This window comes from Streptomyces sp. NPDC088354 (assembly GCF_044753585.1).
Classification (GTDB): Bacteria; Actinomycetota; Actinomycetes; order Streptomycetales; family Streptomycetaceae; genus Actinacidiphila.
Genome location: NZ_JBIVNJ010000003.1, coordinates 82,358 through 105,709 on the forward strand (window position 1 = coordinate 82,358; position 23,352 = coordinate 105,709).

A 23,352-nucleotide genomic window follows, 5' to 3' on the forward strand; every position below is an offset into this window, starting at 1 on the left:
CCCTGCGCGGCCGCCCCCCGCGGGGGGGGGGGGGGGGGGGGGGGGGGGCCCGGGGGGGGGGGGCGCCCCCCCCCCCCACGGCTATGCCGGGGAAGGCAGCCGCAGGTAGAAGCGGACCCGGGTGCCGTCGGCGCCGGTCCGCGTACGGACCAGGTCGGCGAGGTGGTGCACCATCAGCAATCCGCGTCCGTGCGGCATACCGCGGACCGCCGGGCGGCGCCCCGCGAGCGGGTCGTCCAGGCGACCGGCGTCGGCGACCTCGCACACCACATGGCCGTCCTCGGTCCAGACCCCTACGCTCCCGGAACCGCCCGCGTGCACCACGCTGTTGGTGATCAGCTCCCCGGCGGCCAGAGAGAAGTCGCCGAGCCGCTCCCCGCTCAGGCCGAGCCGGCGGGCCCGCTCGGTCGCGAGGTGGCGGGCGTCGGCGAGGTGCTCGGCGTCGAAGGGGTCGGGGACGGTGTCGGGCGGCGGGGGCGGCAGGGTGTTGTACGCGGCCACCACGCGGTCCGGCGCGTACGCCGCGCTGCGCGACAGGCGTCCGCCGCCGACGGTGACCGGGTGCGTGGCGTGGGCGTCGGCGAGCGCGGTGGCGTCCAGGCGGGCGGCGTCGTAGGGACACAGGATCGTCATGGGGCGGTCGGCGAAGGCCAGGTTGATCAGTGCCTCGTGCTGGGCGCAGGCGGGGTACTCCGTGGCCGTGCGTCCCGGCCAGACGGGCTCGCCGATGATGCGGACGCGGCGGTCCGGGTGCTCGTCGGCGAAGGCCCGCAGCACGCCGGGGATGATGCGGCCCGGGTTGCGGCCGGCCCGTTGCATGTCGTGCCACTGGACCTGGTCGGCCCGCGCTCCCAACTGGGCCCGCAGCAGTTCCAGTCGGGCCCCGGGCACGGCGACGGCGACCGGCTCCCCGCTGTAGAGCCCCTCCAGGACGAAGGGGACCGTGCCCTCCATGTACTCGCGCATGCTCCGGTAGAACAGCGCCGGGTGCACGAACGGCCCGGCGCCGGAAGCCTCGCTCCGCACCTCGTCCCGCACCTTGCCACCTTCCGCCGCCCCCGGCGACCCTACCAACCGCTCGCGCGCCGCGGGCGCGGCAGCGCGGGTCCGGCGGAAGCCGCCCGTGCCCGGGGCGTGCGGCGCGACGTGCGCGTCCTGCCCGGCCGGACGGCCTGCGCTTGTGCGGGCACGCCCGGATCCCGCGTTGACAGGCAGCCGGACGGCTGCCTATCGTCGATGGCACAGGCAGCCGCCCGGCTGCCTGTCCGGGACGGCGGGGAATGGACGACGCGATCTTCAAGGCACTGGCGGACCCGAGCCGGCGCACGCTGCTCGACAGCCTCAACGCCCGCAACGGGCAGACCCTGCGGGAGCTGTGCGCCGGACTGGACATGGCCCGGCAGTCGGTCAGCAAGCACCTCGCCGTCCTGGAGGCGGCGCACCTGGTGACGACCGCCCGCCGCGGCCGCGAGAAGCTGCACTTCCTCGACGCCGCCCCCGTCAACGCCATCGCCGAGCGATGGATCGGCCAGTACGACCGCGAACGCGCCCGCGCGCTCGCGGACCTGCACAGGGCATGGGAGCTGCCGGCGATGAGCGAGAGCGCGTTCGTCTACACGACCTACATCCGCACGACGCCGGAACGCCTCTGGCAGGCGCTGACCGATCCGGCCTTCACGCGCCGCTACTGGGGCGTGGCCTTCGAGACCGACTGGCGCCCGGGGTCGGCCATGGTCTGGGAGGAGAAGGGCGCCCGGACCGCCGACCCGGACCAGGTCGTCCTGGAGTCCGAACCGTACCGGCGGCTGTCGTACACCTGGCACGCCTTCACCCCCCAGTGGGCCGCGAACGCCGGCGTGGACGCGGACGTGCTCGCCCGGCTGGCCCGCGAACAGCGGTCCCACGTGACGTTCGAGATCGAACCGCTCGGCGACACGGTCAAGTTGACCGTGATCCACGAGGCCCACGACCCCGGCAGTACCGCGCTCGACATGGTCCGGCACGGCTGGCCCGCCCTCGTCTCGGGCCTCAAGACCCTCCTGGAGACGGGCGAGACCCTTCCCGAGCCGCGCTAGGCCCGGTCGTCACATGGCCGCCGGCCGCCCGGAGGGCGGGCAGGAATGTGACGACAGGGCCTGTCAGGCGTCGCCGCGCCGTGGGACGGGACGCCCCGTCCCGGGTCCGCGACGCATCACCGGGCGTCCGCGTGTGCGTCCACGCGGCGAAGGATGGCCTCGCCGAGCCGCCACCTGTCGGAGTCGCGGACGAGGCGCGTCCGCTGTCCGGCCCTGATGACGCCGGCGAGCCGCTGCCGCTGCACCGCGTCAAGGTCGTCGACCATCTCCTCGACCAGGCACATCGCCTGGTACTGCTCAAAGGCGCTGTGCGAGTCCGCGACGGTGCCGAGCGCCGCGTCGAAGTTCCGCAGTTCCGGCCTGGCCTGCATCATGGCCAACGCGGTGATGCGCTCCTCGTCACTTCCCTCCTGGAGCCAGCGCAGCACCTGGCCGGGCTCGAACTCCTGCTCCGCGGCGAGTCGCCGCGCCTGACTCATCACCGCTTCCATCGCGCGCGTGCGCTCCCGGCCGGGGCGCATCGAACCGCGGACGGACCGGTAGTCCGCCGCGATGGGACCGGCCGCCTGGAGCAGCGCCTCTGCCTCCAGGCGCAGTTGGGCCGCCTCCGCGGTATCGCCGCGCTGCTCCGACTCCTCCGCCAACGCGTATCTCTCCGCTGCCGCGGCGCGCAGCCTGAGGGTTGATCCCCCGACTTCGAAGCTCTCGACGCGATTGCCGAGCAGCCCGAACACCAGCAGCACACCGCCGAAGGTCAACAGCACAGCCGTGCCCGTGCCGTTCTGCGTCACGAAGACGGCGAACACCCCGGTCCCGAAGGACAGGGCACCCAGGAGGCCTGTCAGCACCTGCAGGACAGGCGTGAACGGACCGGACGTGGGTCGTCTTTCCACCGGCTTCTCCTCGAGACGTGACCTGCGACCCGCGGCTGCGGACCGCTGGAAGCTACCGTGCTTTCAGGGCGCCGCGCACGGGTTCGGGTCCGACGGCTGGACTGCCGCGAGGTGGACCGGCGACACCGGGGGCACAGGGCGCGGGGCTACGCTCCCAGCCGCGTGCGCAGGAACGCCAGGGCGGCCTCGTCGTCGTCGATCGCGCCGCCCTCGTGGCCGTTGTAGGGCCAGACGGCGATGTCCTTGGGACCCGCGTAGGCGTTGTACGCGGCGAAGACCGTCGAGGGCGGGGTGATCTCGTCCATCAGGGCCGCCGAGAAGCGGGCGGGGACGCGGGCGCGGGCGGCGAAGTTGACGCCGTCGAAGTACGCCAGGGTGCGGTGGACGCGGGCGGCGCGGTCGCGGTGCACGGCGAGGTAGCGGCCGATCTCGCGGTACGGGTCGGCGTCCGTGACGACGACGGCGCGGGGGAAGTCGCACAGGAACGGCACGTGCGCGACCAGGGCCGAGACGTCGGGGACGAGGGCCGCGACCGCGAGGGCCGTGCCGCCGCCCTGGCTGGCGCCGAGCACCGCCACGCGGTCGGGGTCGACGGAGGGCAGCGTGCGTACCGCGTCGACGGCGCGCACGGCGTCCGTGAACAGCCGCCGATAGTAGTACCGGTGGGGGTCCTCGATGCCGCGGGTCATCATGCCGGGTGCCTGCGGGCCGGCGGACCCGGAGTCGGGGGTGTCGCCGCGGCTCCAGCCGGAGCCCTGGCCGCGGGTGTCCATGTGGAGGTGGGCGAAGCCCGCGGACGCCCACAGCAGCGACTCCAGGGCGTGCCCGCGGCCGCCGCCGTAACCGACGTAGGACACGACGGCGGGCAGCGGGCCCTCCGCGCCGCGCGGGAGCCGCAGCCAGGCGCGTACCGGCTCGCCGCCGTACCCGGGGAAGGTGACGTCGAAGACGTGCACGGTGCGCAGGCCGGTGTCGACCGGTTCGACCGTGACGGCGCCGGGCGGCGCGGCGGCGCGCGCCGCGGCGAGCGTGCCGTCCCAGAAGTCGTCGAAGTCGTCCGGCGCGGTCTGGGTGCTGCGGTGGGCCCGCAGTTCCGGCTCGGGCAGATCGGTGAACACGGCTGTGGCTCCAGGGTGGTCAGGGGGTGAGGGGCCGGTAGTCGAACCAGTCGACGTCGGCGACGCCGGCGGAGGCGGCCTCGTGCGCGGTGGCGTAGGGGCCGAACCACACGCCGAGGAAGCCCCCGGCGCGCGGGGAGCTGAGGAATCCCCCGTCCACCGCGGCCAGTTCGGTCTCCACCGGCTCGGGGCCGTCCACCGGGGCGTACCGCAGCCCGAGGCGCTGGCCCTCGGCGTGGATGCGCAGCACCACAGGACCGCCCGCGGGCAGCGGTGCCTCGGCGACGACGCGTTGCACACCGTGCTCGCGGACGGCGGCGAGCACGCGGCGCCCGCCGCGGCCGTCGCCCGCGACCGCCAGCACGAGGTGGTCGGCCTCGGACTGGCGGACGGCCAGGCCCGCCCACTCGCCGGGCGACCGCGGCGCCACGTCGAACAGCGCGGAGACGCTGACGCGCTGGTGCTGCTGCCGCCGTCCGAGGAAGCAGGGCGTGGCGGTGTCGGCGAGCGACGCCGCACCGAGCGGCAGCCGCAGGTGGCCGGGCCGTGCGGTCAGCGACCAGAACGGCGGGCCGGTGCGGACCTGGTTCCAGGACGGGCGCAGCGCGGGGCCGTCGAAGTCGTCGCGGGCCGGTTCCCGGTACGGCTCGGCCGGCGGGCCCGCGACCGCGGGCGGGGCGAACGGCCCGAGGGTCGTGCCGACGCCGGGCGCGAAGAGGGGCCAGCCGTCCTCCCACGTCACGGGGACGAGGAAGGTCTCCCGCCCGAGGTTGGGGTGGTAGCCGCCGTAGGGGCGGCTGCCGAGGAGCACCGCCCACCACTCCCCCGCCGCGGTGTGCACGAGGTCGGCGTGGCCGACGCCGACGACGGGGAAGTCGCGGCCCAGGTGCCGGTGGGTGAACACCGGGTTGGCCGGGTTGCCGGTCCAGGGCCCGGTGACGTGGTCGGCGCGGGCGACGCTGACGGCGTGCCGGTGCTCGGTGCCGCCCTCGGCGGCGAGCAGGTAGTAGCGGCCGTCGACCTTGTACAGGTGCGGCCCCTCCGCCCACACCGCGCCGTGCAGCGCTCCGCGCCACAGCAGGTGCTCGGGCCCGGTGAGGGCGACCGCGACGGGGTCGAACTCCCGCAGCCAGACGTCGGTCTGGCCGTCCCACTCCCCCGGTTCGGCGAGCCGGGTGCCCGTGCACCAGGCGCGGCCGTCGTCGTCGAAGAAGAGGGAGGGGTCGATGCCGGGGGCGTCGTCGAGCCACACCGGGTCGCTCCACGGCCCGGCGGGGTCGGTGGCGGTCACGACGAAGGTGCCGTTCCTGCCCGTGCCGCCGACCAGGGTGGTGATGACCCAGAAGAGCCCGTCGTGGTGCCGGATGGTGGCGGCGAAGATCCCCTCGGAGGAGGCGACGCCGCCGAGGTCCACCTGCGCGGGGCGGTCCAGGACGTGGCCGATCGGCCGCCAGTGCACCAGGTCGCGGCTGTGGAAGACGGGGATGCCGGGGAAGTACTCGAAGGTCGAGGTGATCAGGTAGTGGTCGTCGCCGACCCGGCAGACGCTCGGGTCGGGGTGGCAGCCCGGCAGTACGGGGGCGGCGGGGGCGGCAGCCTGGTCACAGCCGCCCGCCACCTCCCCCGTACCGTCGGACGGCTTCACCCGGTCGCCCCGGAGGCGGCCGTGACCCGCGCGTGCAGCCTGCGGGTGTGATCCACCTGCCGTGCCGGGCCGGTGAGTTCGGCCCGTGCCGTGAGCCGGACATCGGCACTGGAGGCACCCAGTCGCAGTTCCAGCGCGCCGGGCTCCACGACGCGCCGGCCGTCCCGGCCGGTGAACGCCGCGACGTCGGCGGGGACGGTCACCCGGACGCGGGTCGCCTCGCCCGCCTCCAGCGGGAGCCGCAGGTACCCCACCAGCCGCTGCACGGGCTGCACGACCGAGGCGACCGGGTCGTGCAGATAGACCTGGACGACCTCGCTGCCCGCGCGGGCACCGGTGTTGCGGACGGTGAAGGACAGCTCGACCTCGCCGTCGGTGCCGGTGACGGCCCGGCCGTCCTGCGCGGCGCCCGCTCCCGCGACGTCGAGATCGCCCCACTCGAAGGCCGTGTAGGTCAGCCCGTGGCCGAACGCGAACGCGGCGGCCGGGTCGATGTTGGAGACCTCGCTGGCCCGCGCGAGCGGTGCGGCCAGATACGTGGACGGCTGCACGGCCGGGTGTGCGGGCACGCTGACCGGCAGGCGCCCGGAGGGGGCGATGCGGCCGCCCAGGACGCCGGCGAGCGCCGGAGTCCCCTCCTGGCCGGGGAAGAAGGACTGCACGATCGCGGCGGCCTCGGTGACGGCCCGGCCCAGGGCGTAGGGCCGTCCGGCGAGCAGGGTGAGCACCACGGGGGTGCCCGAGTCGAGCAGCGCGTCGAGGAGTTGCTGCTGCACGCCGGGGAGGGTGAGCGACTCGGCGTCGCAGCCCTCGCCGCTGGTGCCGCGCCCGAACAGGCCGGCCCGGTCGCCGAGCGCGGCGATGACGACGTCCGCGTCCCGCGCGGCGCGCACGGCCGCCGCGAAGCCCTTGGTGTCGGGGTCGTCGATGCCGCAGCCCGCGACGGTGACGATCTCGGCGCCGGGGAACTCCGCGACCAGCGCCTGGCGGAGCGTGGGCAGGTCGATGCCGGGCGGGGTGCCCGGGTGCTGCGACCCGACGTGGACGGGGAAGGAGTAGCACCCCAGGACGGCGGCCGGGGTCTCGGCCTGGGGGCCGACGAGCGCGATCCTGGCGGGCCGGTGGAGCGGCAGGGTGCCGTCGTTGCTCAGCAGGATCACCGACCGCTCGGCGAGCTGCCGGGACAGCTCGCGGTGGGCCGCGGAGTCCAGGTCGACGGTGCCGCGCAGGCTCTCGGGGTCGGTGAGGTCGGAACCGGCGAGGGCGGGCGGCACCGGGCTCCACTCGGGGTCGAGCAGCCCGAGTTGCGCCTTCTGCGTCAGGACCCGGCGCAGGGCCCGGTCGATCAGCTTCTCGTCGATCCGGCCGGCGGCGACGGCGTCGCGCAGCGGCTGCCCGAAGGTCTTGACGGTCGGCAGTTCGATGTCGACACCGGCGGTGAGCGCGGTGCCGGCGGCATCGGCCCAGTCGGCGGCGACGCCGTGCAGGGTCTTGAGGAAGGCGATGCCGAAGTAGTCGGCCACCACGGTGCCGTCGAAGCCCCAGGTGTCGCGGAGCAGTCCGGTCAGCAGTTCCTCGTCGGCGGCCGACGGCACGCCGTCGGTGTCGGTGTAGGCGTGCATCACCGACCGGACGCCGCTCTCGCGGACCGCCATCTCGAACGGCGGCAGGACGACGTCGGCGCGCTCGCGCGGTCCCATGCTGACGGGCGCCAGGTTGCGCCCGGCGCGGGAGGCCGAGTAGCCGGCGAAGTGCTTCAGGGTGGCGACGATGCCGGCCGACTCCAGTCCCTGGATGTACGCGGTGGCGATGGTGCCCACCAGGTACGGGTCCTCGCCGATCGTCTCCTCCACACGGCCCCACCGCGCGTCGCGCACGACGTCGAGGACGGGGGCCAGGCCCTGGTGGATGCCGACGGCGCGCATGTCGCGGCCGATGGCGGCGGCCATGACCCGGACCAGGTCCGGGTCGAAGGAGGCGCCCCACGACAGGGGTACGGGGTAGGTGGTGGCGCCCCAGGCGGCGAAGCCGGCGAGGCACTCCTCGTGCGCCATGGCGGGGATGCCGAAGCGGTTGGCGGCGGCGATCCGCTCCTGGGTGCGCATCAGGGACAGCGCGCCGAGGGCGGGGTCGACGGGGGCGGTGCCGAAGGGCCGGGTGAGCTGGCCGAGGCCGGACGGAAGAAGGTCGTCGAGGCTGGGGGGCTGGTCCATGTCGTGCTGGTGCGGGGCGACTTCGGCGCCCTCGTTGGACGCGCCGACCCAGAGGCCGTACAGCTGCGCGATCTTCTCGTCCGGGGTCATGTCGCGGATCAGCGCCTCGACGCGGGAGTCGGCGGTCACGTTGTCGTTCACTTTCCTCCGACACCCATCAGCCCTTGGACGAGGGCACGGCGGGCGAACAGGTAGACGAGCAGGACGGGGATGGTCGACAGGACCACGGCGGCCAGCAGGCCGGGGATGTTGATGCCGTACTGGGTCCGGTAGTTGTACAGGCCCAGCGTGATCACCTTGGTCTCGTCGGACTGGGTGAGCACCAGGGGGAAGAGGAATCCGTTCCACGCCTGGAGCGCGGAGAAGACGACGATCGTCGACAGCCCGCTCTTGGACAGCGGCACCACCAGCTGGAAGAAGGTGCGGCGCACCGAGGCGCCGTCGACGGCCATCGCCTCGAACAGTTCGGTGGTGATGTCGCGCATGGTGCCGGTGAGGATCAGCGTGCAGACCGGCAGGCAGAACGCGGCCGTGGGCAGGATGACGCCGACAAGGTTGTCGTAGAGCCCGGCCTTGCTGATCACGTAGAACATCGGGACGATCACCGCCTGGGCGGGGATGGCGAGTCCGAGCAGGAAGAGCCGGAACACCCCGGAGGTGCCGCGTCCCCGGTTGCGGACGATCGTGAACGCCAGCGGCGGCACGAGCAGCACGACGATGGCGACGACACTGACGGTGACGACCACGGTGTTGAGGAAGTACTGCCCGAAGCCGTTGCTGAAGTCCTGGACGTAGTTGTCCAGGGTGAAGGACTTGGGGAAGGACAGCGGGCCGTTGGCGCTGTACGCCGAGCGGGACTGCACGGTCGCGCCCAGCATCACGTACAGCGGCAGGCCGACCAGTGCGAGCCACACCAGGGCGCCGAGGCCCGCGAGGTAATTGGGGCGGCGCCTCATCAGAGCCCTTCCTTGGTGCCGGCCATCTTGTCGTAACCGGAGACCTTGACCACGACGAGCGAGATCACGGTGGCGACGACGACGAGCATCAGCGCGATGGCGGCGCCCGCGCCGAAGTCGAAGCCCTTGAAGGCCTTGTCGTACATGTAGTAGGCGCTGATGGTGGTGTCGGTGCCGGGCCCGCCCTGGGTGAGGATCAGCACGGTGTCGAAGGTCGTGAGGCCGCCGACGACCATGAGGATCACCGAGGTGATGATCGAGTTGCGCAGCTGCGGCAGTGTGATGTGGAAGAACTTCCGTACGGTGCCCGCCCCGTCGATCTCCGCCGCCTGGTAGAGCACCTGCGGGATGGCCCGGGTGGCGCCCTGGTAGATCAAGGCGTGGAACGGCGTGAACTGCCAGGTGCTGACGAACACCAGCACCCCGATGGCGGCGGTCTGCGTGCCGAAGAGGTTGCCGTCGCCGAACAGCCAGCGCGCCTGCGAAGGCACGCCGAAGTTCGGGTCGAGCAGGGCCCGCCAGAGCACCGACACGGCGGTGGCCGACAGCAGCAGCGGTACAAAGAAGATCGCGGACAGCACGGCCCGGTTGCGCTCGGGACCCGCCGCCCAGACGCCGAGCAGGATGCTCAGCGGGGTCTGGACGACGACGCCGAGCACGGTGAGCAGGACGCTCAGCCACAGGCTCTTGATCATCACCGGGTCCTGGAAGAGGCGGACCCAGTTGTCGAAGCCGGCGTACTCGGGCGAGCCGAGGCCGTTCCAGGCGGTGAAGGACAGGACCGCGACCATCACCAGCGGAACGAGGGCGAACAGCGCGAAGAACACGGTGGCGGGGAGCGCCCAGGCCAGGCCCGGCCGGCCGACGGTGCGGCCGGCCGGGCGCTGGGTCTGTCGCTTGCCCGTCACGGTGGCGGCGAGGGAAGCCATGCGGGGGACGTCGCTTTCAGGAGGCGGGCAGGGCCTGCATGGCCTTGATGAAACCGTCGGCGTCGAGCTGGCCGTTGAAGAACTGCTGCACGGCCTGCTGGATCGGCGTGCCGGCCGCCGGCGGGTAGGCCTGGTCCCACGACAGCTGGAACGAGGGGGCCTTCTGGACCAGATCGAACTGGTACTTCAGGTACTCGGGGTGGTCGGTCGTGTCGAGGAACTTGGTGGTGTTCGTGGTGGTCGGCAGGTTGCCGATGGCCAGCTGCTGCTTCACGAAGCTGTCGGAGTACATGAGCTTGAGGAAGTCCGCGACCGCGTCCGGGTGCTCGGTCTTCTTCAGCACCGAGTAGAAGTTGTTGGTGTTGCCGACGACGTTCGCCGGGTCGCCCTTGCCGCCGGGGATCGTCGGGAAGCTGGTGTAGCCGAAGTCGTTCTTGACGAAGTCCGGGTTGGCGTCCTGCTGCGTGGAGTACTCCCACGAGCCCATGAGCTCGAAGCCTGCCTTGCCGGCGGCCAGCAGGGCGGGCGAGCCGCCGTCGGTGAACTTCACCGAGTCGTAGTTGGTGCCGAAGGCGCCGGCGTCGATGAGCTGCTTGAGCATGTCGAGCGCCTTCTTGCTGTCCTCGCTCTCCCAGGCGCTCTTGTCGCCGCTGAGCGCCTTCGAGAACAGCTCCGGGCCCGCGACGCGGTCGTAGAGGTACTCGAACCACATCAGGGTCGGCCACCTGTCGCCGCCGCCGAGCGCGATCGGGGTGACGCCCTTGGCCTTGAGCTTCTTGACCGCGTCGACGAGCTCGTCCCAGGTCTGCGGGGGCTGGATGCCGGCGTCGGCGAGGACCTTCTTGTTGTTGAACATCAGCACCGGCTGGGTGCCGCGCATCGGCACGCCGTAGGCCTTCCCGTCGATCACCGCGGTGTTGAAGACCGAGGGCAGGAAGTTGTCCTTCAGGCCCGGGTCCTTCTGGATGAAGTCGTCGAGCGGGAGCAGCAGACCGGCCTTGACGAACGGCTGGATGCTGCCACCACCCCAGTTGAAGAAGACGTCGGGGGCCTGCTTGGTGTTGATGACGGTCTGCAGCTTCTGCTGGTAGTCCGCGCCGGGGATGGTGTCGAGGACCGCCTTGACCTTCGAGGTCTTGTTGAACTCGGCGACGAGCGCCTTCTCCACCTTGTTGGCGGAGTCGCCGTACACCAGGACGTGAATCGTCCCGGAACCGCCGCCCGCGGAGGAGTCACTGCCGCCGCAGGCACTCAGGGTCAGGCCCAGTGCCAGTGCCGCACCGCCGGCGACGGCACGGGGAAACCACGCACGCTTCTTCATCTTCGACCTCTCGAAAGTTTCGGCCACTTTGCCGAAATTCGCCTGACGACGGACCGTAGGCTTCCCTCAGCCCGGGGTCAACAGGGTGGAATCGCCGGGACCAAACCGTTATCGAACGGCGGCGCTCCCGGTGCCCTATCCTGTGCGCCATGCATGAAGATGAGATCGCGGGCGGCCGGATCACGCTGGCCGACGTGGCTTCGAAAGCCGGCGTGTCACTTTCGACAGTTTCGAAAGTCCTCAACGGCCGTCCCGATGTCGCCGCCCCGACCCGGAGCAAGGTCGAACGGCTGCTGGAGGCCAACGGCTACCAGCGCCCGGCGCCCACCCAGCCCGAGTCCCGGCTGATCGAGATCGTCTTCCACGAGCTCGAGAGCATCTGGGCGATGGAGCTGATCCGCGGTGTGGAGAACGTCGCCAAGAGCCGCAACATGAGCGTGGTGCTCACCGAGAGCGGCACCCGGCACGCCCCCGGCCCGGAGTGGATCGAGGGGGTGCTGCGCCGCCGCCCGCTGGGCGTCGTCCTGGTGTTCTCCACGCTCCCGGACGACCTGAAGCGGAAACTGCGGTCACGGGCCATCAACTTCGTGATCATCGACCCCGCGGGCGACCCGGAACCCGATGTGCCCTCCGTGGGCTCGGCGAACTGGGCCGGCGGGGTCGCCGCCACCCGGCACCTGATCGAGCTCGGCCACCGCCGCATAGGGATCATCACCGGCCCGGACGACATGCTCTGCTCCCTCGCCCGCCTGGACGGCTTCCGCTCGGCCATGGGCATGGCCGGGCTCGCGGTCGACCCCGATCTCATCCGGTACGGGGACTTCCACGTCCAGGGTGGCCACGACGGCGCGCTCGACCTGCTGGAGCGGCCCGACCCGCCGACCGCGATCTTCGCGGGCAGCGACCTGCAGGCGCTCGGCGTCCTGGAGGCGGCCCGGGTGAAGGGGCTGCAGGTGCCCCGGGACCTGTCCGTCGTCGGGTACGACGACATCCCGCTGGCGCAGTGGGCGAGCCCGGCCCTCACCACCGTCAATCAGCCGCTGCTCGAAATGGCCGAGGAGGCGACCCAGATGCTGCTGCGCATGGCCCACTCCGGGGACACCGCGGACGCGGGCACCATGCGCGTGGAGCTCGGGGTCCGACTGGTCGTCAGGAAGAGCACCGCCCCGCCCCGCGACTCCACAGGTCCGGGCGCCGGCTGAGCCGGCGGCGGCCGCTGGCAGGGCGCACGGCGGGCGCACGGCAGCGTCGGCGTGAGCACGGAGGACCCTCCGGCGGGGAGGTGTGACGAAGGCCACACCCAATGTCAACGGTCTTCGGAGCGGCGGCGATTACCACGGGCGGGTGGCGGGAAATGCTCGCTATGGCCGCGGCCGAGAGCCCTGGCCGGCCCCACTGATGGGCGTTCTTCTGAGGGGGAGATGCACCCATGCGTACCCACGCACGACACAGTCGCGGCGAGCGCACGACAGCCGCGCTCGGGGAGGAGCACGAACGCACTCAGGTGCTCGCGCTCCTGGCGGCGGACGACTCCGACGCCGCTCCGGACTCCACCGATGACGCCGCCGACGGCCTCGACGCCTTCGACGAAGAGGGCTACGAGATCTTCCGCGTGCACTGCCCCGACTGTGCCCGCCCGATCGCGCTGCTCGCCGACGAGGACCTGCTGCCGGAGCACGCGCTGTGCTCCTCGCCCTGGAATCCCTTCGGGCTGACGGTCTGCCCCGGCTCGGGCCGGCCCGCCGCGGACGCGACGTCCGCCGACGGGGACGACGCGGCCGAGGACCAGGACTGGGGGCAGCTGCTCACGCTGCCGGACAGCCTCGACTGGCGCACGCAGCCCTTCTCGCACGTCGGCGGCCCGGGCTCGCAGCCGATCCGGCTGCCGTTCCAGCGCGCCGCCTGACCGCGCCCCGCCGGCCGCGGTGCCGCGCCACCCGTGAGGAGCGGCGCGGCACCGGAGCACCACCGGGTGCCGCTCAGGGGGCCTTGCTCTCCGGCCCGGCGAGGCTGCGGGCGATGACCATCCGCTGGATCTGGTTGGTGCCCTCGACGATCTGCAGGACCTTGGCCTCGCGCATGTACCGCTCGACCGGGAAGTCGGCGGTGTAGCCGTAGCCGCCGAGCAGTTGGACCGCGTCCGTGGTCACCTGCATCGCGGCGTCGGTGCAGAACAGCTTCGCCATGGCGGCCTGCCGGGAGAACGGCCGGCCGGCGTCGCGCAGCCGGGCCGCCGCGAGGTACAGGGCCCGGCCCGCCTCGATCCGGGTCGCCATGTCGGCGAGCATGAAGCGCAGGCCCTGGAAGTCCACCACGGGCCGGCCGAACTGCTGCCGGTTCATGCCGTACGCCAGCGCCTCGTCGAGGGCCGCCTGTGCGATGCCGATCGCGCACGCGGCGATGCCGAGGCGCCCGGAGTCCAGGGCGGACAGCGCGATCGTGAAGCCCTGCCCCTCCTCGCCGATCCGGCGGGCGTCGGGAACGGTGACCCCGTCGAAGTGCACCTGTGCGGTGGGCGAGCCCTTCATGCCCATCTTCTTCTCCGGGGCCGCCGCCGACAGCCCCTCGGCGTCGCCCGGGACCAGGTAGGCGGTGATGCCGCGCGCACCCTCGACGCCGCTGCGGGCGAGCACGGTGTAGAAGTCGGCGACGCCGCCGTGCGTGATCCACGCCTTGGTGCCCTCGATACGCCAGCCCTCGCCCACCCGGGTGGCCCGGGTGCGCAGCGCGGCGGCGTCGGAACCGGCGGCCGGCTCGGACAGGCAGTAGGCCCCGAGCAGCGAGCCCTCCAGCATCGCGGGCAGGTACTCGGTGCGCTGCTCCTTGGCGCCGTAGTGGGCGACCGCGTGGCTGGCCAGGGTGTGCACACTGACGCCGAGCCCCACCGTGAGCCGGGCGGCGGCCAGTTCCTCCAGCACCTGCAGGTACACCTCGTACGGCTGGCCTCCGCCGCCGTACTCCTCGGGGTAGGGCAGGCCGAGCAGTCCGGCCTCTCCGATCAGGCGGAAGGTGTCGCGCGGGAAGATCCCCGCGTCCTCCTCCTCGGCCGCCTTGGGCTTGATCTCCCGCTGGGCCAGCTCACGCACGAGCGCGAGCAGGTCGCGGGCCTCCTCGGTGGGTAGCTGGCGTTCCACCGGCTGGGGGCCGTCGTGGGTCATGGCGGCGCTCTCCTCCCTGTCGGGCGCGGCGGTGGCGTCCGCCCAGGATGTGGCGGCGCTACCGGTATACGTACCCTCCGCCCATGGTCTCCCGCCGGGTCACGGCATGGTCCGACCTGCGGCTTCGGCGCGATGGAGTATGCCCGATCGGAGGTGCCGGCGTCACGGGTTGCCGGTCGGCTGAGCGGGAGCGGCGGATTTTGTCATATCGCGCGCCGCCCAGGCACGGCTTTCGCAAGGCCGCACGGGTTGCGCGGGGTCCGGGATACCGTCTGCGGGCGCGCGGTGCGCGTCGAGGGCCGTGCGATCCGTGCGGCCGGCACAGACGCTGGGGAAGGGTGATGCGGGTGTCCGTGATCCGTACGTGGGGTCCGCGGGCGGCCGCCGCCGCGGCGGTGGCGCTGCTGGTGACGGCCTGTGGCGGCCAGGGCTCCGGGACGCCGGACGGCCCGGTGGCGCTGGAACGGATCGGCCGGGCGATCGGCTGCACCCCGCAGGTGCAGACCGATGTCGACGAGCTGCGCCAGGGGGCGTGCACGACGGAGCGCGGGGCGTACGTGATGGTGACCTTCACCAGCGCCGCGGGGCAGCAGTCCTGGCTGGACGAGGCGCAGCCGTACGGAGGCTCGTACCTGGTCGGCGAGCGCTGGGTGGTCGAGGCCGAGCCCGACGCCCTGGAGCCGGTCCGCAAGGAGCTCGGCGGCACGGTCGAGGAGGGGCAGCACCACGGGGGGCACGCCTCCCACCCCGGCGCCTCGGCTCCCTCCGCCCCCTCTTCCTCCTCGGCGTCCCCGGACTCGCCGAAGGGCTGATCTCCCCCCACGGGACCGGCCCGGCACACGTGGCGTCGCCGCCGTGTGCCGGGCCGTCACCGGCCGCGGGGTGGTCGGGTCGGACGGGGTCAGATCTCCAGGTCGGCCTCGATGCGCTTGAGCTGGTGGCGGGCCATCGCCAGGTTCGCGCGGTCCTTGTCCAGCGCGACGTAGAGGAAGAGGCCCTTGCCCGAGCGACCGGTCAGCAGCCGGATCATGTGGATCTGGGTGTTGAGCGTGATCAGGATGTCCTCGATGTGCTCCTTGAGGTTGAGCATCTCCATCGTGCGCATCTTGGCGCGGACGACGTCGGTGTTGCCCGCGGCCGCGACGGTCAGGTCGAGGTCCTTGGAACCACCGAGGGTGCCCAGGGCCATGCCACTGCCGTAGTCCACGAGAGCGACGCCCAGGACGCCCTCGATCGACGTCATTACATCCTTCAGCGCGGTCTCGGTGTTGGCCATGACGGTCTCGCTTCCTTGTCGTTGAGTTCTGTTGCGTGATGAATGCCTGGGACCCGTGGCGGCGCGGCCGCGTCCGGTGCCCGACGGCTTGTCGGCTGGTGAAGGTGGTCGTACGGTCACTTCCGCTCCTGACGTTGGAGCGCGAGGTCGACGAGATCCTCGATCCGTCGACTGGATCGGCGGGCCTCCAGGTGCAGCCGGCCCACGTTCGAACCTGGACCCGCGACCAGGGCGAGGGCCATCGCGCTGCCCGCCGCGTACGCCGCGACGTATCCGCTGTCCCCCCGGACGATCAGCTCCCGGAAGGCACCCCGTTCGGTCGCCTCGGTGATCCTCGCCGCCACGCCCAGCGCGGCGGCGGTGAGCGCGGCGACGCCCTCCGGTTCCGGCCCGCTGAGGTCGTGCGCCACGACCAGGCCGTCGGCACTGGCGACGAGCCCGCCCGTCAGGTGCGGCACCCTCGTCCGCAGACTCCGGAGTTCGGCCAGCACATCGGCTTCGAGTGCCACGAGCTGTCTCCTTCCGGCGAGCTGCCGCAGAGCCTTCCTCCACGGTCGGTCGGCAGGCGCCGGGCGGGTCGGCAGGGCGCTCACAGGCGGGCCTCCAGGGCGGCACGTAGTCGGAGCAAGAGGGCGACGGAGGGATCGGTGGACGCCGACGCCGCGGGCTGCGGTCCGGCGGCCGCCGGGGGTGGGGCGAGGGTGGACGGTTCGGCCCGGGCCGCGGTGGCGATCCGGCCCCCGGCGGCCAGCCGCCGGACGTCCAGCAGCGTGGCGAAGGCGGAGCGGCCCAGGTGCCACGCGATCTGGACGGGGGTGCGGCAGCCGTCCGCCGCCGCGAGCACGGCCAGTTGACCCCGGGTGGGGGCGCGGGCCCGCCCGCCGCGGAACTCCTCCCCGGGGCGCGGGACGACGGGGCCCGCGTCGGTGTCGTCCCACGGCCAGGCGCGTTCCAGCTGGGTGCGCCTGCGCTGGGCTTCCCTGGCGATCCGCTGTGCCGGGACCGGCCGGGAGATCGGGCCGAGCCGGGAGGTGGCGCCCGGCTGGAACCGGTCGGGCTCCGAATCGGGCAGCAGGGTGAAGTACGCGGCGTCGAACAGCGCGAGCAGGTGGCACAGTTCGAGTTCGCCGCGGGCCACCCGGCCGGTGTCCACCAGGTGCGGGCCCACGCCGCGGCCGACGTCCGCGGTGGTGACCGCCTCACGCCACTGGTCGGGAGTCAGACGGCCGCAGGCCATCAGCCGCACCCCCAGGTCGGGGGCGCACGGGCTCTCGGCGTGCACGACGGCGCCGTCGCGCAGGTAGACCGCGCCCGCGGACCCGTACAGCGCGCCGCTGGCCCCCGCGTCGGCGAGCCGGGCGAGCGCGGCGCCGAAGGCGTACGCCCCGAACCGGCCGGGGCCGCCGGCGACCGGGTCCGGAGCCGGGACGCCTCCGCGGGACGGCGTCCGGCGGGGCAGCGAACGCAGCGCAAGCGGAGGCCGCGCGGCCTCGGCCCCGGTCATACGAGCACCAGCCGGTCGGCGATGGACTGGAGCCCGATCCGGGCGACGGCCAGGTTGGCGATCGCCCGGTCCAGCCAGATGTACAGGATGACGTCGCTGTCGAAGGACGTGTCCAGGAAGCGGATCAGGTGATAGCTCCCCGGCGCGGTGATGATGATGTCCTCCACCGGTATGCGCCCCGGCTCCTTCGCCGTGAAGGTGGCGCCCTCCACGACCGCCCGGGCCGCCTCGGTGGTGTCCGCGGCCGCGGCCTCGTGGCCGTGGCCCGGTTCCTGCCCGACCGCCCCGAGGATCAGGCCGCTGCTCCAGTCGACCACGCTCGCCCCGAGCACACCGGGTATGGCCAACGCCTCGGAAAGGCATTCGTCGATGCCGGGCACGCGCACCCCTTCGCCGCCACGTCTGGTATACGGAACAGCACGGAACGTTACTCAAGCCGTACGCGAATCAGGTGAGTTACGGCATTTTCCATTGGCACGTGCGACGGACTCGCTAGGATTCCGAACCGCTTGCGCTCACTCGGCGGAATTGTCCTCCGGTGCCCCCTTGGCGATCACCGCGAGCGTGTCCAGCGCACGCCCGAGGACCTGCGGGGACGGTGAGGCGAGGCCGATCCGCACGGCGTGCGGGGCACCGCCCTTCCCGGCGGCGAAGGCGGCGGCGGGGGTGACGGCGATGCCGTGCCGGGCGGCCGCGGCGACGAAGGTGTCGGCCCGCCACCGGCCGGGCAGCCGCCACCAGCAGAAGTAGGCGTGCGGGTCGGCGGACACCGCGAAGCCGGCCAGCCGCTCGGCGGCCAGGCGCGCGCGGGCGGCCGCGTCGTGCCGCTTGGCCCTCATCACGGTGTCGAGCGTCCCGTCGCCGATCCACCGCGTGGCCGCCTCCAGGGCGAAGCCGGTGGCGAGACCGCCCGCGGAGCGCAGGGCGGCGGCGACCGGGGCGGTCAGTGCCCCGGGGACGAGGGCGAAGCCCGCGGTGAGGCCGGGGGCCAGCCGCTTGGAGAGACTGTCGGTGAGGATCACGTGCCCGGGCGCGTACGCGGCGAGCGGGGGCGGTGCGTCGGGCCGCAGAAAGGCCCAGACGGCGTCCTCGACCGCGTGCAGGCCCAGCCGGCCGAGGGTAGCGGCGAGTTCGGCGCGGCGGTCGCCGGACATGGTGACGCCGAGCGGGTTGTGGAGCGTGGGCTGCAGGTAGAGGGCGTGCAGCGGAGCGGCGGCGTGGAGTGCGGCGAGCGCGTCGGGCCGCACGCCTTCCTCGTCGCACGGAACGGGGACGAGGCTCACTCCGAGCCGTGCCGCGACGGAGGCGATCGCGGGGTACGTCAACGGCTCGACGCCGAGCCGGCCGCCCGGCGGGACCAGGGCGGCGACGGCCGCGGCGATGGCCTGGCGCCCGTTGCCCGCGAACAGCAGCCGCCGCGGGTCCGGCCGCCACGCCGGGCCGGACAGCAGCGCGGCGACCGCCTCCCGGGCGGCCGGCGTGCCGTCGGCGGTGAGCGGCCGCAGGGCCGCGCCGAGGACGTCCGGCCGCAGGAGTGGGGCGAGGCCTGCGGCCAGCAGTTCCGACTGGCCTTCGGCGACGGGGTAGTTGAGCTCCAGGTCGACGCGCTGCCGCGCGGGTTCGGCGAGCGCGGGGCCCGCCGCCGGTGCGGTGGCGCGGACGAAGGTGCCGCGGCCCACCTCGCCGACGACCAGCCCGCGGCGGGCGAGTTCGGCGTAGACGCGGACGGCCGTCGAGTTGGCGATGCCGTGCCGCCGCGCGAAGGCGCGCTGCGGCGCGAGCCGGTCACCCGGACGCAGCCGGCCCGCGGCGATGTCGGCCGCCACGGCGTCGGCGACCGTGCGGTAGTCCTCCGTCGGCATGTCCCCTCCAGAGCGAAGCCCGTATTGCACCGAGAGCAAAGAGCTTATTGCTCGGAGCGAGAGGGGGCGCCTAGCATCACGGCCAACGGCCCGGCACCGTCGGGCGATCGGGGAATCCTCCGGCGGGAAAGGGGCACGGTTGTGGCGACCGCGCACGTCAACGGCATCACCGTCGCCTACGAGGACGAGGGCGGGCACGGGGACGGCGCCGCGCTCCCGCTGCTGCTCGTGCACGGGCACCCCTTCGACCGCACCATGTGGGCCCCCCAACTGGCCGCGGCCGCCGCGTCCGGGCGCCGGGTGATCGCCCCCGACCTGCGCGGCTACGGGGCCAGCGAAGTGGTCCCCGGCATCACGCCGCTGGGGACCTTCGCGCAGGACCTCGCCGCCCTGCTGGACCACCTGGGAGTCGCCCGGGTCGTGCTCGGCGGGCTGTCGATGGGCGGCCAGATCGTGATGGAGTTCCAGCGGCGCTTCCCGGAACGGGTCGCCGCGCTCGTCCTCGCGGACACCTTCCCCAGCGCCGACACCGAGGACGGCAGGAAGGCCCGCGAGGCGATGGCCGAGCGCCTGCTCGGCGAGGGCATGGCGGGGTACGCCGACGAGGTGCTGGACCGGATGCTCGCGCCGTACAACGTCAGCGGGCGGCCCGAAGTGGCCGCCCATGTGCTGCGCATGATGCGCGGCACCCCGCCCGGGGGCGCCGCCGCCGCGCTGCGCGGGCGCGCCATCCGTCCGGACTACGGCGACGTGCTCGCCGCCGTCCGCGTGCCCACCCTGATCGTGGTCGGCCGGGACGACGTGTTCACCCCCGTCGCCGAGGCCGAGGCGATGCACCGTGCCGTGGCCGGTTCGCGGCTGGCGGTGGTGGAGGAGGCCGGGCATCTGCCCAACCTGGAACGTCCCGAGGCCTTCGAGGGCGTACTGCGCGATTTTCTCGGCGAGTTGGACGAATAGGAGCGCATCCGCCACGTCCCGGGCCGGGTTGCGACGGGAACGGCACCCTCGCCGCCAGACCCGGCCGCTGCCGCACGGGCACGGGCCTGCACGGCGTCACACGCCACGGCACCACGCACGGCCGCCACCGCACCGCCGCTCACGACCCCGTTCGCGTCCACCGGGCACAGCGAGGGGAAGGCGATCGGGCGGCCCCGCGCACCCCCTCACAGCCCGCAGCACCACCACAGGGGCCCCCAGCGGCCGTCCCACCCTCGTCCGGGCCATCACATCCAGAGGCCCCACCACGGCACAACCCACCGCACCGCGAACCGCACGCTCCCCGACAGGGACTCCGCCGGCGCGTGCCCCCCGCCCCACCTCCCGCGCCCAGGCCGTCGCGTCGTCCAGCGGCAGCGAAGGGCGGCGATCGCGCGGCACCCCCGCGCGACCTCACGGCCCGCGGCAGCGCCCGGGCTCAGGCCGTCGCGTCGACCAGCGACAGCGAGTGGAGGCGGTCGGGCGGGCCGGGTCTGGCGTAGTACCAGCCCTGGGCGGTGTCGCAGCCGAGGGCCCGCAGGTACTCGGCCTGGGTGCCGGTCTCGACGCCCTCGACGGTCACCGACAGGCCGAGCGTGTGGGCGAGGTCGACGACGACCTCGACGATCTTCACGTCGACCGGGTCGGCCGGGTGCTGCTGCATGCCGCGGGTGAAGGAGCGGTCCAGCTTGAGCGTGGTGATCGGCAGCCGGCGCAGCGCGGCCAGGTTGGAGTAGCCGGTGCCGAAGTCGTCCAGCGCGATGGCCATGCCCAGGTCGGCGAACTCCCGCAGCGGTCGGAGCAGTTCCTCGTCGGCGCCGATGAAGGCGCTCTCGGTGACCTCCAGGCACAGGGCGGTCGGCTCCAGCCCCGCGTCCTTGATGACGGCGAGGGTCTCCGGGACCAGCCCGCGGTGGCTCAACTGCGCCGGGGACAGGTTGACGTTGATCCGCAGCGGGTGGCCATCGCTGCGCGGGAACTGCCAGTCGCGGGCCTGCCAGGCGGCCTGTTCCAGCACCCAGTGGCCGAGCGGCACGATCAGCCCGGTGCTCTCCGCCAGCGGGATGAACCGGTCGGGACCGAGCACCCCGTGCACCGGGTGGCACCAGCGCACCAGCGCCTCCGCGCCGCGCACGCTGCCGTCCGCGAGCCGGACCAGCGGCTGGTACTCGATGAAGAACTCACCGCGCTCCAGGGCGATGGGCAGCCGGTTGGTGAGTCCGTGCCGGGTGATGGCGCGGGCGTCGGAGTCGGGGTCGGCGAGCTCGAAGCGGTTCCCGCCCGCGGCCTTGGCGCGGTACATGGTGATGTCGGCGCTGCGCAGCACCTCGGCCGGGCCGAGGCTGCCGGCCTGGCCCTCGACGATGCCGATGCTGCACCGCACGGACAGTTCGCGGTCGTCGACGCGGATGGGGTCGGCGAGCGCGGCGAGCACGAGGTCGGCGAGGCCGGTGACGTCCGCGCGGCTCGCCGGGTTGACCACGAGCGCGGCGAACTCGTCGCCGCCGATCCGGGCGACGAGCTGGTCGGACGAGGTGACGCAGGCCTTCAGCCGCTCGGCCACGGCCACCAGCAGCCGGTCGCCGACCGCGTGGCCGAGGCTGTCGTTGACGTCCTTGAACCCGTCGAGGTCGAGGTAGCAGACCCCGACGCGCGAGCCGTCCGGGCCTCCGAGCACCTGCTCCAGGCGCTCGAAGAACAGGTTCCGGTTGGCCAGCCCGGTGAGCGCGTCGTGTGTCGCCTCGTACCGCAGGCGCTCGTTGAGCAGGCGTTCCTCGGTGATGTCCTCGGTGAGCGCGAGCATGTACTGCGGGACGCCGGCGTGGTCGCGGAGCAGCGAGACCGTCAGATTGGTCCACAGGGCGGTGCCGTCGGGGCGGTAGTACGCCTTCTCCACGCTGTAGCGGTCGCGTTCGCCCCGGTTGAGCTGGCGCTGCATCTCCCAGACCTCGGGGGCGTCCTCCGGGTGCACCCAGTCGTAGACGTTCCTGCTGAGGATGCGGCGTTCCATGCCGCCGAACATGGCGGTGAGGGCGTCGTTGACGTCGAGGATGCGGCCTTCCATGTCGGCGATGCCGATGCCTATGGAGGCGCCCTGGAAGACGGCGCGGAACCGCACCTCGCTCTCGTGGAGGGCCTGTTCGACGGCGATGCGGGCGGCCAGCGCGGCCCGGGACAGTGCCTCCTGCTCGGTCCTGGTCCGCTCCTGCAGGGCGCGCGCGTAGCCGGAGGCCATCCAGTGCTGCAGCCGGGCGGAGCGGGTGCGGCCCTCGTCGGCCGGCAGCGACGGGTCCAGCGGCGAGTACAGCAGCAGGTAGGCGTCCACGACGCCGAGGATGCGGGGCAGCGACTCGGGGTCCGTGCAGTGCGCGGCCACCAGCGCCGCGCCGATCTCCGCACCGGCGCGCGGGTCGAAGGGCTGGGCGTGCAGGGCCGCCTCCAGCCGCGCGGCGAGCGGGAGCAGGTACTCCTCGAACTCGCCGCGGGTCATGGAGGTGGCGGTGGCCGGATAGATCGCCCGGCTCCAGATGATCGCGAAGCGCCGCAGGCTGTCGGCGGACTCCGGGTCCGGTTCCGGGTCGGGTTCCGTGGCCACGGTCACGCCTTGCGGCCGACGCCCGCGAACCCGCTGAAGACGACCGGGTCGGGCTCGTCGTCGTCCGCGCCGTCCGGCCGCCACAGCGGTGCCGGGACCAGACCGGGTTCGACGAGGTCGAAGCCGTCGAAGAACGTCTCCACCTCGTCCCGTGACCGCATGATCAAGGGTGAACTGGCGCTGCGGTAGACGTTCTGCACCCCCTCGCCCTCCTCGGGCCGGCGCGGGCCGCCCTCCATGGAGGCGTGGGTGAGGACCAGCAGGCTGCCCGGAGCGAGGGCGTCGCGCAGTTCGGCGACGGCCTTGGCCGGATCGTCGGCGTCCTCGAGGAAGTGCAGGACGGCCACCAGCAGCAGCGCCACCGGACGGTCCAGGTCCAGCATCCGGCCGGCCTCCTCGCTGTCCAGGATGTCGCGCGGGGACCGCAGGTCGGCGGCGACGACCACGGCGTCCTCTTTGCCGTCCAGCACGGCGCGGCTGTGCGCGACCGCGACCGGATCGTTGTCGACGTAGAGCACGCGGGCGCCGGGGCTCGCGGCCTGGGCGACCTCGTGGACGTTGCCGAAGGTGGGGATGCCGGAGCCGATGTCGAGGAACTGGGTGACGCCCTCGTTCACCGCGAAGCGCACGGCCCTGCGCATGAAGGCGCGATTGGCCTGCATGATCTTGGGCAGGCCCGGGAAGGCCTCGATCGCCCGTCGCCCCGCCTCCCGGTCGACCTCGAAGTTGTGCGAGCCGCCCAGGTAGTAGTCGTAGATGCGGGACACGCTCGGCACGGACAGGTCGATTCCGTGGGGGGCCCAGGCAGGACGCTCCATCAACGACTCCAGC

21 protein-coding genes are annotated in these 23,352 nt (G+C 73.2%); 5 read left to right on the forward strand and 16 right to left on the reverse strand.

The annotated features are described in order from the left end of the window. Nucleotides 1-81: 81 nt before the first annotated feature. Nucleotides 82-1,038 carry an anti-sigma factor RsbA family regulatory protein gene (locus tag ACIP98_RS06580; protein WP_401974061.1) on the reverse strand — a complete coding sequence of 319 codons (957 nt, stop codon included), beginning with the start codon at nucleotides 1,036-1,038 and terminating at the stop codon, nucleotides 82-84. Between the two features lie 242 nt (nucleotides 1,039-1,280). Between ACIP98_RS06580 and ACIP98_RS06585 the strand changes: the two genes are divergently transcribed. Continuing rightward, complete coding sequence (locus ACIP98_RS06585; protein ID WP_401974063.1) at nucleotides 1,281-2,075, forward strand: ArsR/SmtB family transcription factor; 795 nt, start codon at nucleotides 1,281-1,283, stop codon at nucleotides 2,073-2,075. A 116-nt stretch (nucleotides 2,076-2,191) separates the two neighbouring features. Here the strand turns inward: ACIP98_RS06585 and ACIP98_RS06590 are convergent, their stop codons facing one another. From ACIP98_RS06590 to ACIP98_RS06620, 7 genes are all read right to left on the reverse strand, one after another. Then, the gene (locus tag ACIP98_RS06590) at nucleotides 2,192-2,968 is read right to left on the reverse strand and encodes a hypothetical protein (protein WP_401974065.1); all 777 of its coding nucleotides are present in this window, start codon (nucleotides 2,966-2,968) and stop codon (nucleotides 2,192-2,194) included. Between the two features lie 146 nt (nucleotides 2,969-3,114). Further along, entirely contained in the window at nucleotides 3,115-4,086 is a 972-nt protein-coding gene (locus ACIP98_RS06595; protein ID WP_401974067.1) for an acetylxylan esterase, read from the reverse strand. A gap of 19 nt (nucleotides 4,087-4,105) precedes the next feature. Next, nucleotides 4,106-5,731 (reverse strand): glycoside hydrolase family 43 protein, encoded by a 1,626-nt coding sequence (locus ACIP98_RS06600; protein ID WP_401974068.1) that lies wholly within the window; start codon nucleotides 5,729-5,731, stop codon nucleotides 4,106-4,108. Beyond that, on the reverse strand, nucleotides 5,728-8,034 hold the full coding sequence (locus ACIP98_RS06605; protein WP_319658355.1) for a glycoside hydrolase family 3 N-terminal domain-containing protein: 2,307 nt from the start codon (nucleotides 8,032-8,034) through the stop codon (nucleotides 5,728-5,730). The genes ACIP98_RS06600 and ACIP98_RS06605 overlap by 4 nt, the downstream gene beginning before the upstream one ends. Before the next feature lie 47 nt (nucleotides 8,035-8,081). Continuing rightward, nucleotides 8,082-8,900 (reverse strand): carbohydrate ABC transporter permease, encoded by an 819-nt coding sequence (locus ACIP98_RS06610; RefSeq protein ID WP_401974070.1) that lies wholly within the window; start codon nucleotides 8,898-8,900, stop codon nucleotides 8,082-8,084. After that, nucleotides 8,900-9,829 carry a sugar ABC transporter permease gene (locus ACIP98_RS06615; protein ID WP_319658287.1) on the reverse strand — a complete coding sequence of 310 codons (930 nt, stop codon included), beginning with the start codon at nucleotides 9,827-9,829 and terminating at the stop codon, nucleotides 8,900-8,902. Before ACIP98_RS06615 ends, ACIP98_RS06610 begins: the two co-directional genes overlap by 1 nt. Nucleotides 9,830-9,845: 16 nt before the next feature. Continuing rightward, nucleotides 9,846-11,150 carry an extracellular solute-binding protein gene (locus tag ACIP98_RS06620; RefSeq protein ID WP_319658286.1) on the reverse strand — a complete coding sequence of 435 codons (1,305 nt, stop codon included), beginning with the start codon at nucleotides 11,148-11,150 and terminating at the stop codon, nucleotides 9,846-9,848. A gap of 149 nt (nucleotides 11,151-11,299) precedes the next feature. Here ACIP98_RS06620 and ACIP98_RS06625 point away from each other — a divergent pair, with 149 nt between their 5' ends. Both ACIP98_RS06625 and ACIP98_RS06630 read left to right on the forward strand, forming a co-directional pair. Continuing rightward, complete coding sequence (locus ACIP98_RS06625; protein ID WP_401974073.1) at nucleotides 11,300-12,352, forward strand: LacI family DNA-binding transcriptional regulator; 1,053 nt, start codon at nucleotides 11,300-11,302, stop codon at nucleotides 12,350-12,352. A gap of 227 nt (nucleotides 12,353-12,579) precedes the next feature. Further along, a complete protein-coding gene (locus tag ACIP98_RS06630; RefSeq protein WP_319658284.1) occupies nucleotides 12,580-13,056 on the forward strand; it encodes a hypothetical protein in 477 nt (158 codons plus the stop codon). A 73-nt stretch (nucleotides 13,057-13,129) separates the two neighbouring features. On the opposite strand, the gene ACIP98_RS06635 is transcribed toward ACIP98_RS06630, so the two are convergent. Next, entirely contained in the window at nucleotides 13,130-14,308 is a 1,179-nt protein-coding gene (locus tag ACIP98_RS06635; protein ID WP_319658282.1) for an acyl-CoA dehydrogenase family protein, read from the reverse strand. Between the two features lie 347 nt (nucleotides 14,309-14,655). Here ACIP98_RS06635 and ACIP98_RS06640 point away from each other — a divergent pair, with 347 nt between their 5' ends. After that, on the forward strand, nucleotides 14,656-15,120 hold the full coding sequence (locus tag ACIP98_RS06640; protein ID WP_319658279.1) for a hypothetical protein: 465 nt from the start codon (nucleotides 14,656-14,658) through the stop codon (nucleotides 15,118-15,120). 89 nt (nucleotides 15,121-15,209) lie between these two features. Here ACIP98_RS06640 and ACIP98_RS06645 read toward each other — a convergent pair whose 3' ends face one another. From ACIP98_RS06645 to ACIP98_RS06665, 5 genes are all read right to left on the reverse strand, one after another. Then, entirely contained in the window at nucleotides 15,210-15,584 is a 375-nt protein-coding gene (locus ACIP98_RS06645; protein ID WP_319658277.1) for a hypothetical protein, read from the reverse strand. 116 nt (nucleotides 15,585-15,700) lie between these two features. Next, nucleotides 15,701-16,093 (reverse strand): roadblock/LC7 domain-containing protein, encoded by a 393-nt coding sequence (locus ACIP98_RS06650; protein WP_319658275.1) that lies wholly within the window; start codon nucleotides 16,091-16,093, stop codon nucleotides 15,701-15,703. A gap of 80 nt (nucleotides 16,094-16,173) precedes the next feature. Next, nucleotides 16,174-17,088, reverse strand: a complete 915-nt coding sequence (locus tag ACIP98_RS06655; RefSeq protein ID WP_319658273.1) for a transcriptional regulator — start codon at nucleotides 17,086-17,088, stop codon at nucleotides 16,174-16,176. Beyond that, a complete protein-coding gene (locus ACIP98_RS06660; RefSeq protein WP_319658271.1) occupies nucleotides 17,085-17,468 on the reverse strand; it encodes a hypothetical protein in 384 nt (127 codons plus the stop codon). Before ACIP98_RS06660 ends, ACIP98_RS06655 begins: the two co-directional genes overlap by 4 nt. A 135-nt stretch (nucleotides 17,469-17,603) precedes the next feature. Next, a complete protein-coding gene (locus ACIP98_RS06665) occupies nucleotides 17,604-18,950 on the reverse strand; it encodes a PLP-dependent aminotransferase family protein (protein ID WP_401974076.1) in 1,347 nt (448 codons plus the stop codon). 141 nt (nucleotides 18,951-19,091) lie between these two features. Here ACIP98_RS06665 and ACIP98_RS06670 point away from each other — a divergent pair, with 141 nt between their 5' ends. Beyond that, nucleotides 19,092-19,907, forward strand: coding sequence for an alpha/beta fold hydrolase (locus tag ACIP98_RS06670; RefSeq protein WP_401974078.1), 816 nt, complete (start codon nucleotides 19,092-19,094; stop codon nucleotides 19,905-19,907). 457 nt (nucleotides 19,908-20,364) lie between these two features. Here the strand turns inward: ACIP98_RS06670 and ACIP98_RS06675 are convergent, their stop codons facing one another. Next, nucleotides 20,365-22,521 (reverse strand): putative bifunctional diguanylate cyclase/phosphodiesterase, encoded by a 2,157-nt coding sequence (locus ACIP98_RS06675; protein ID WP_401974080.1) that lies wholly within the window; start codon nucleotides 22,519-22,521, stop codon nucleotides 20,365-20,367. 2 nt (nucleotides 22,522-22,523) lie between these two features. Further along, on the reverse strand, nucleotides 22,524-23,339 hold the full coding sequence (locus ACIP98_RS06680) for an SAM-dependent methyltransferase (protein ID WP_319658263.1): 816 nt from the start codon (nucleotides 23,337-23,339) through the stop codon (nucleotides 22,524-22,526). Nucleotides 23,340-23,352: the final 13 nt, after the last annotated feature.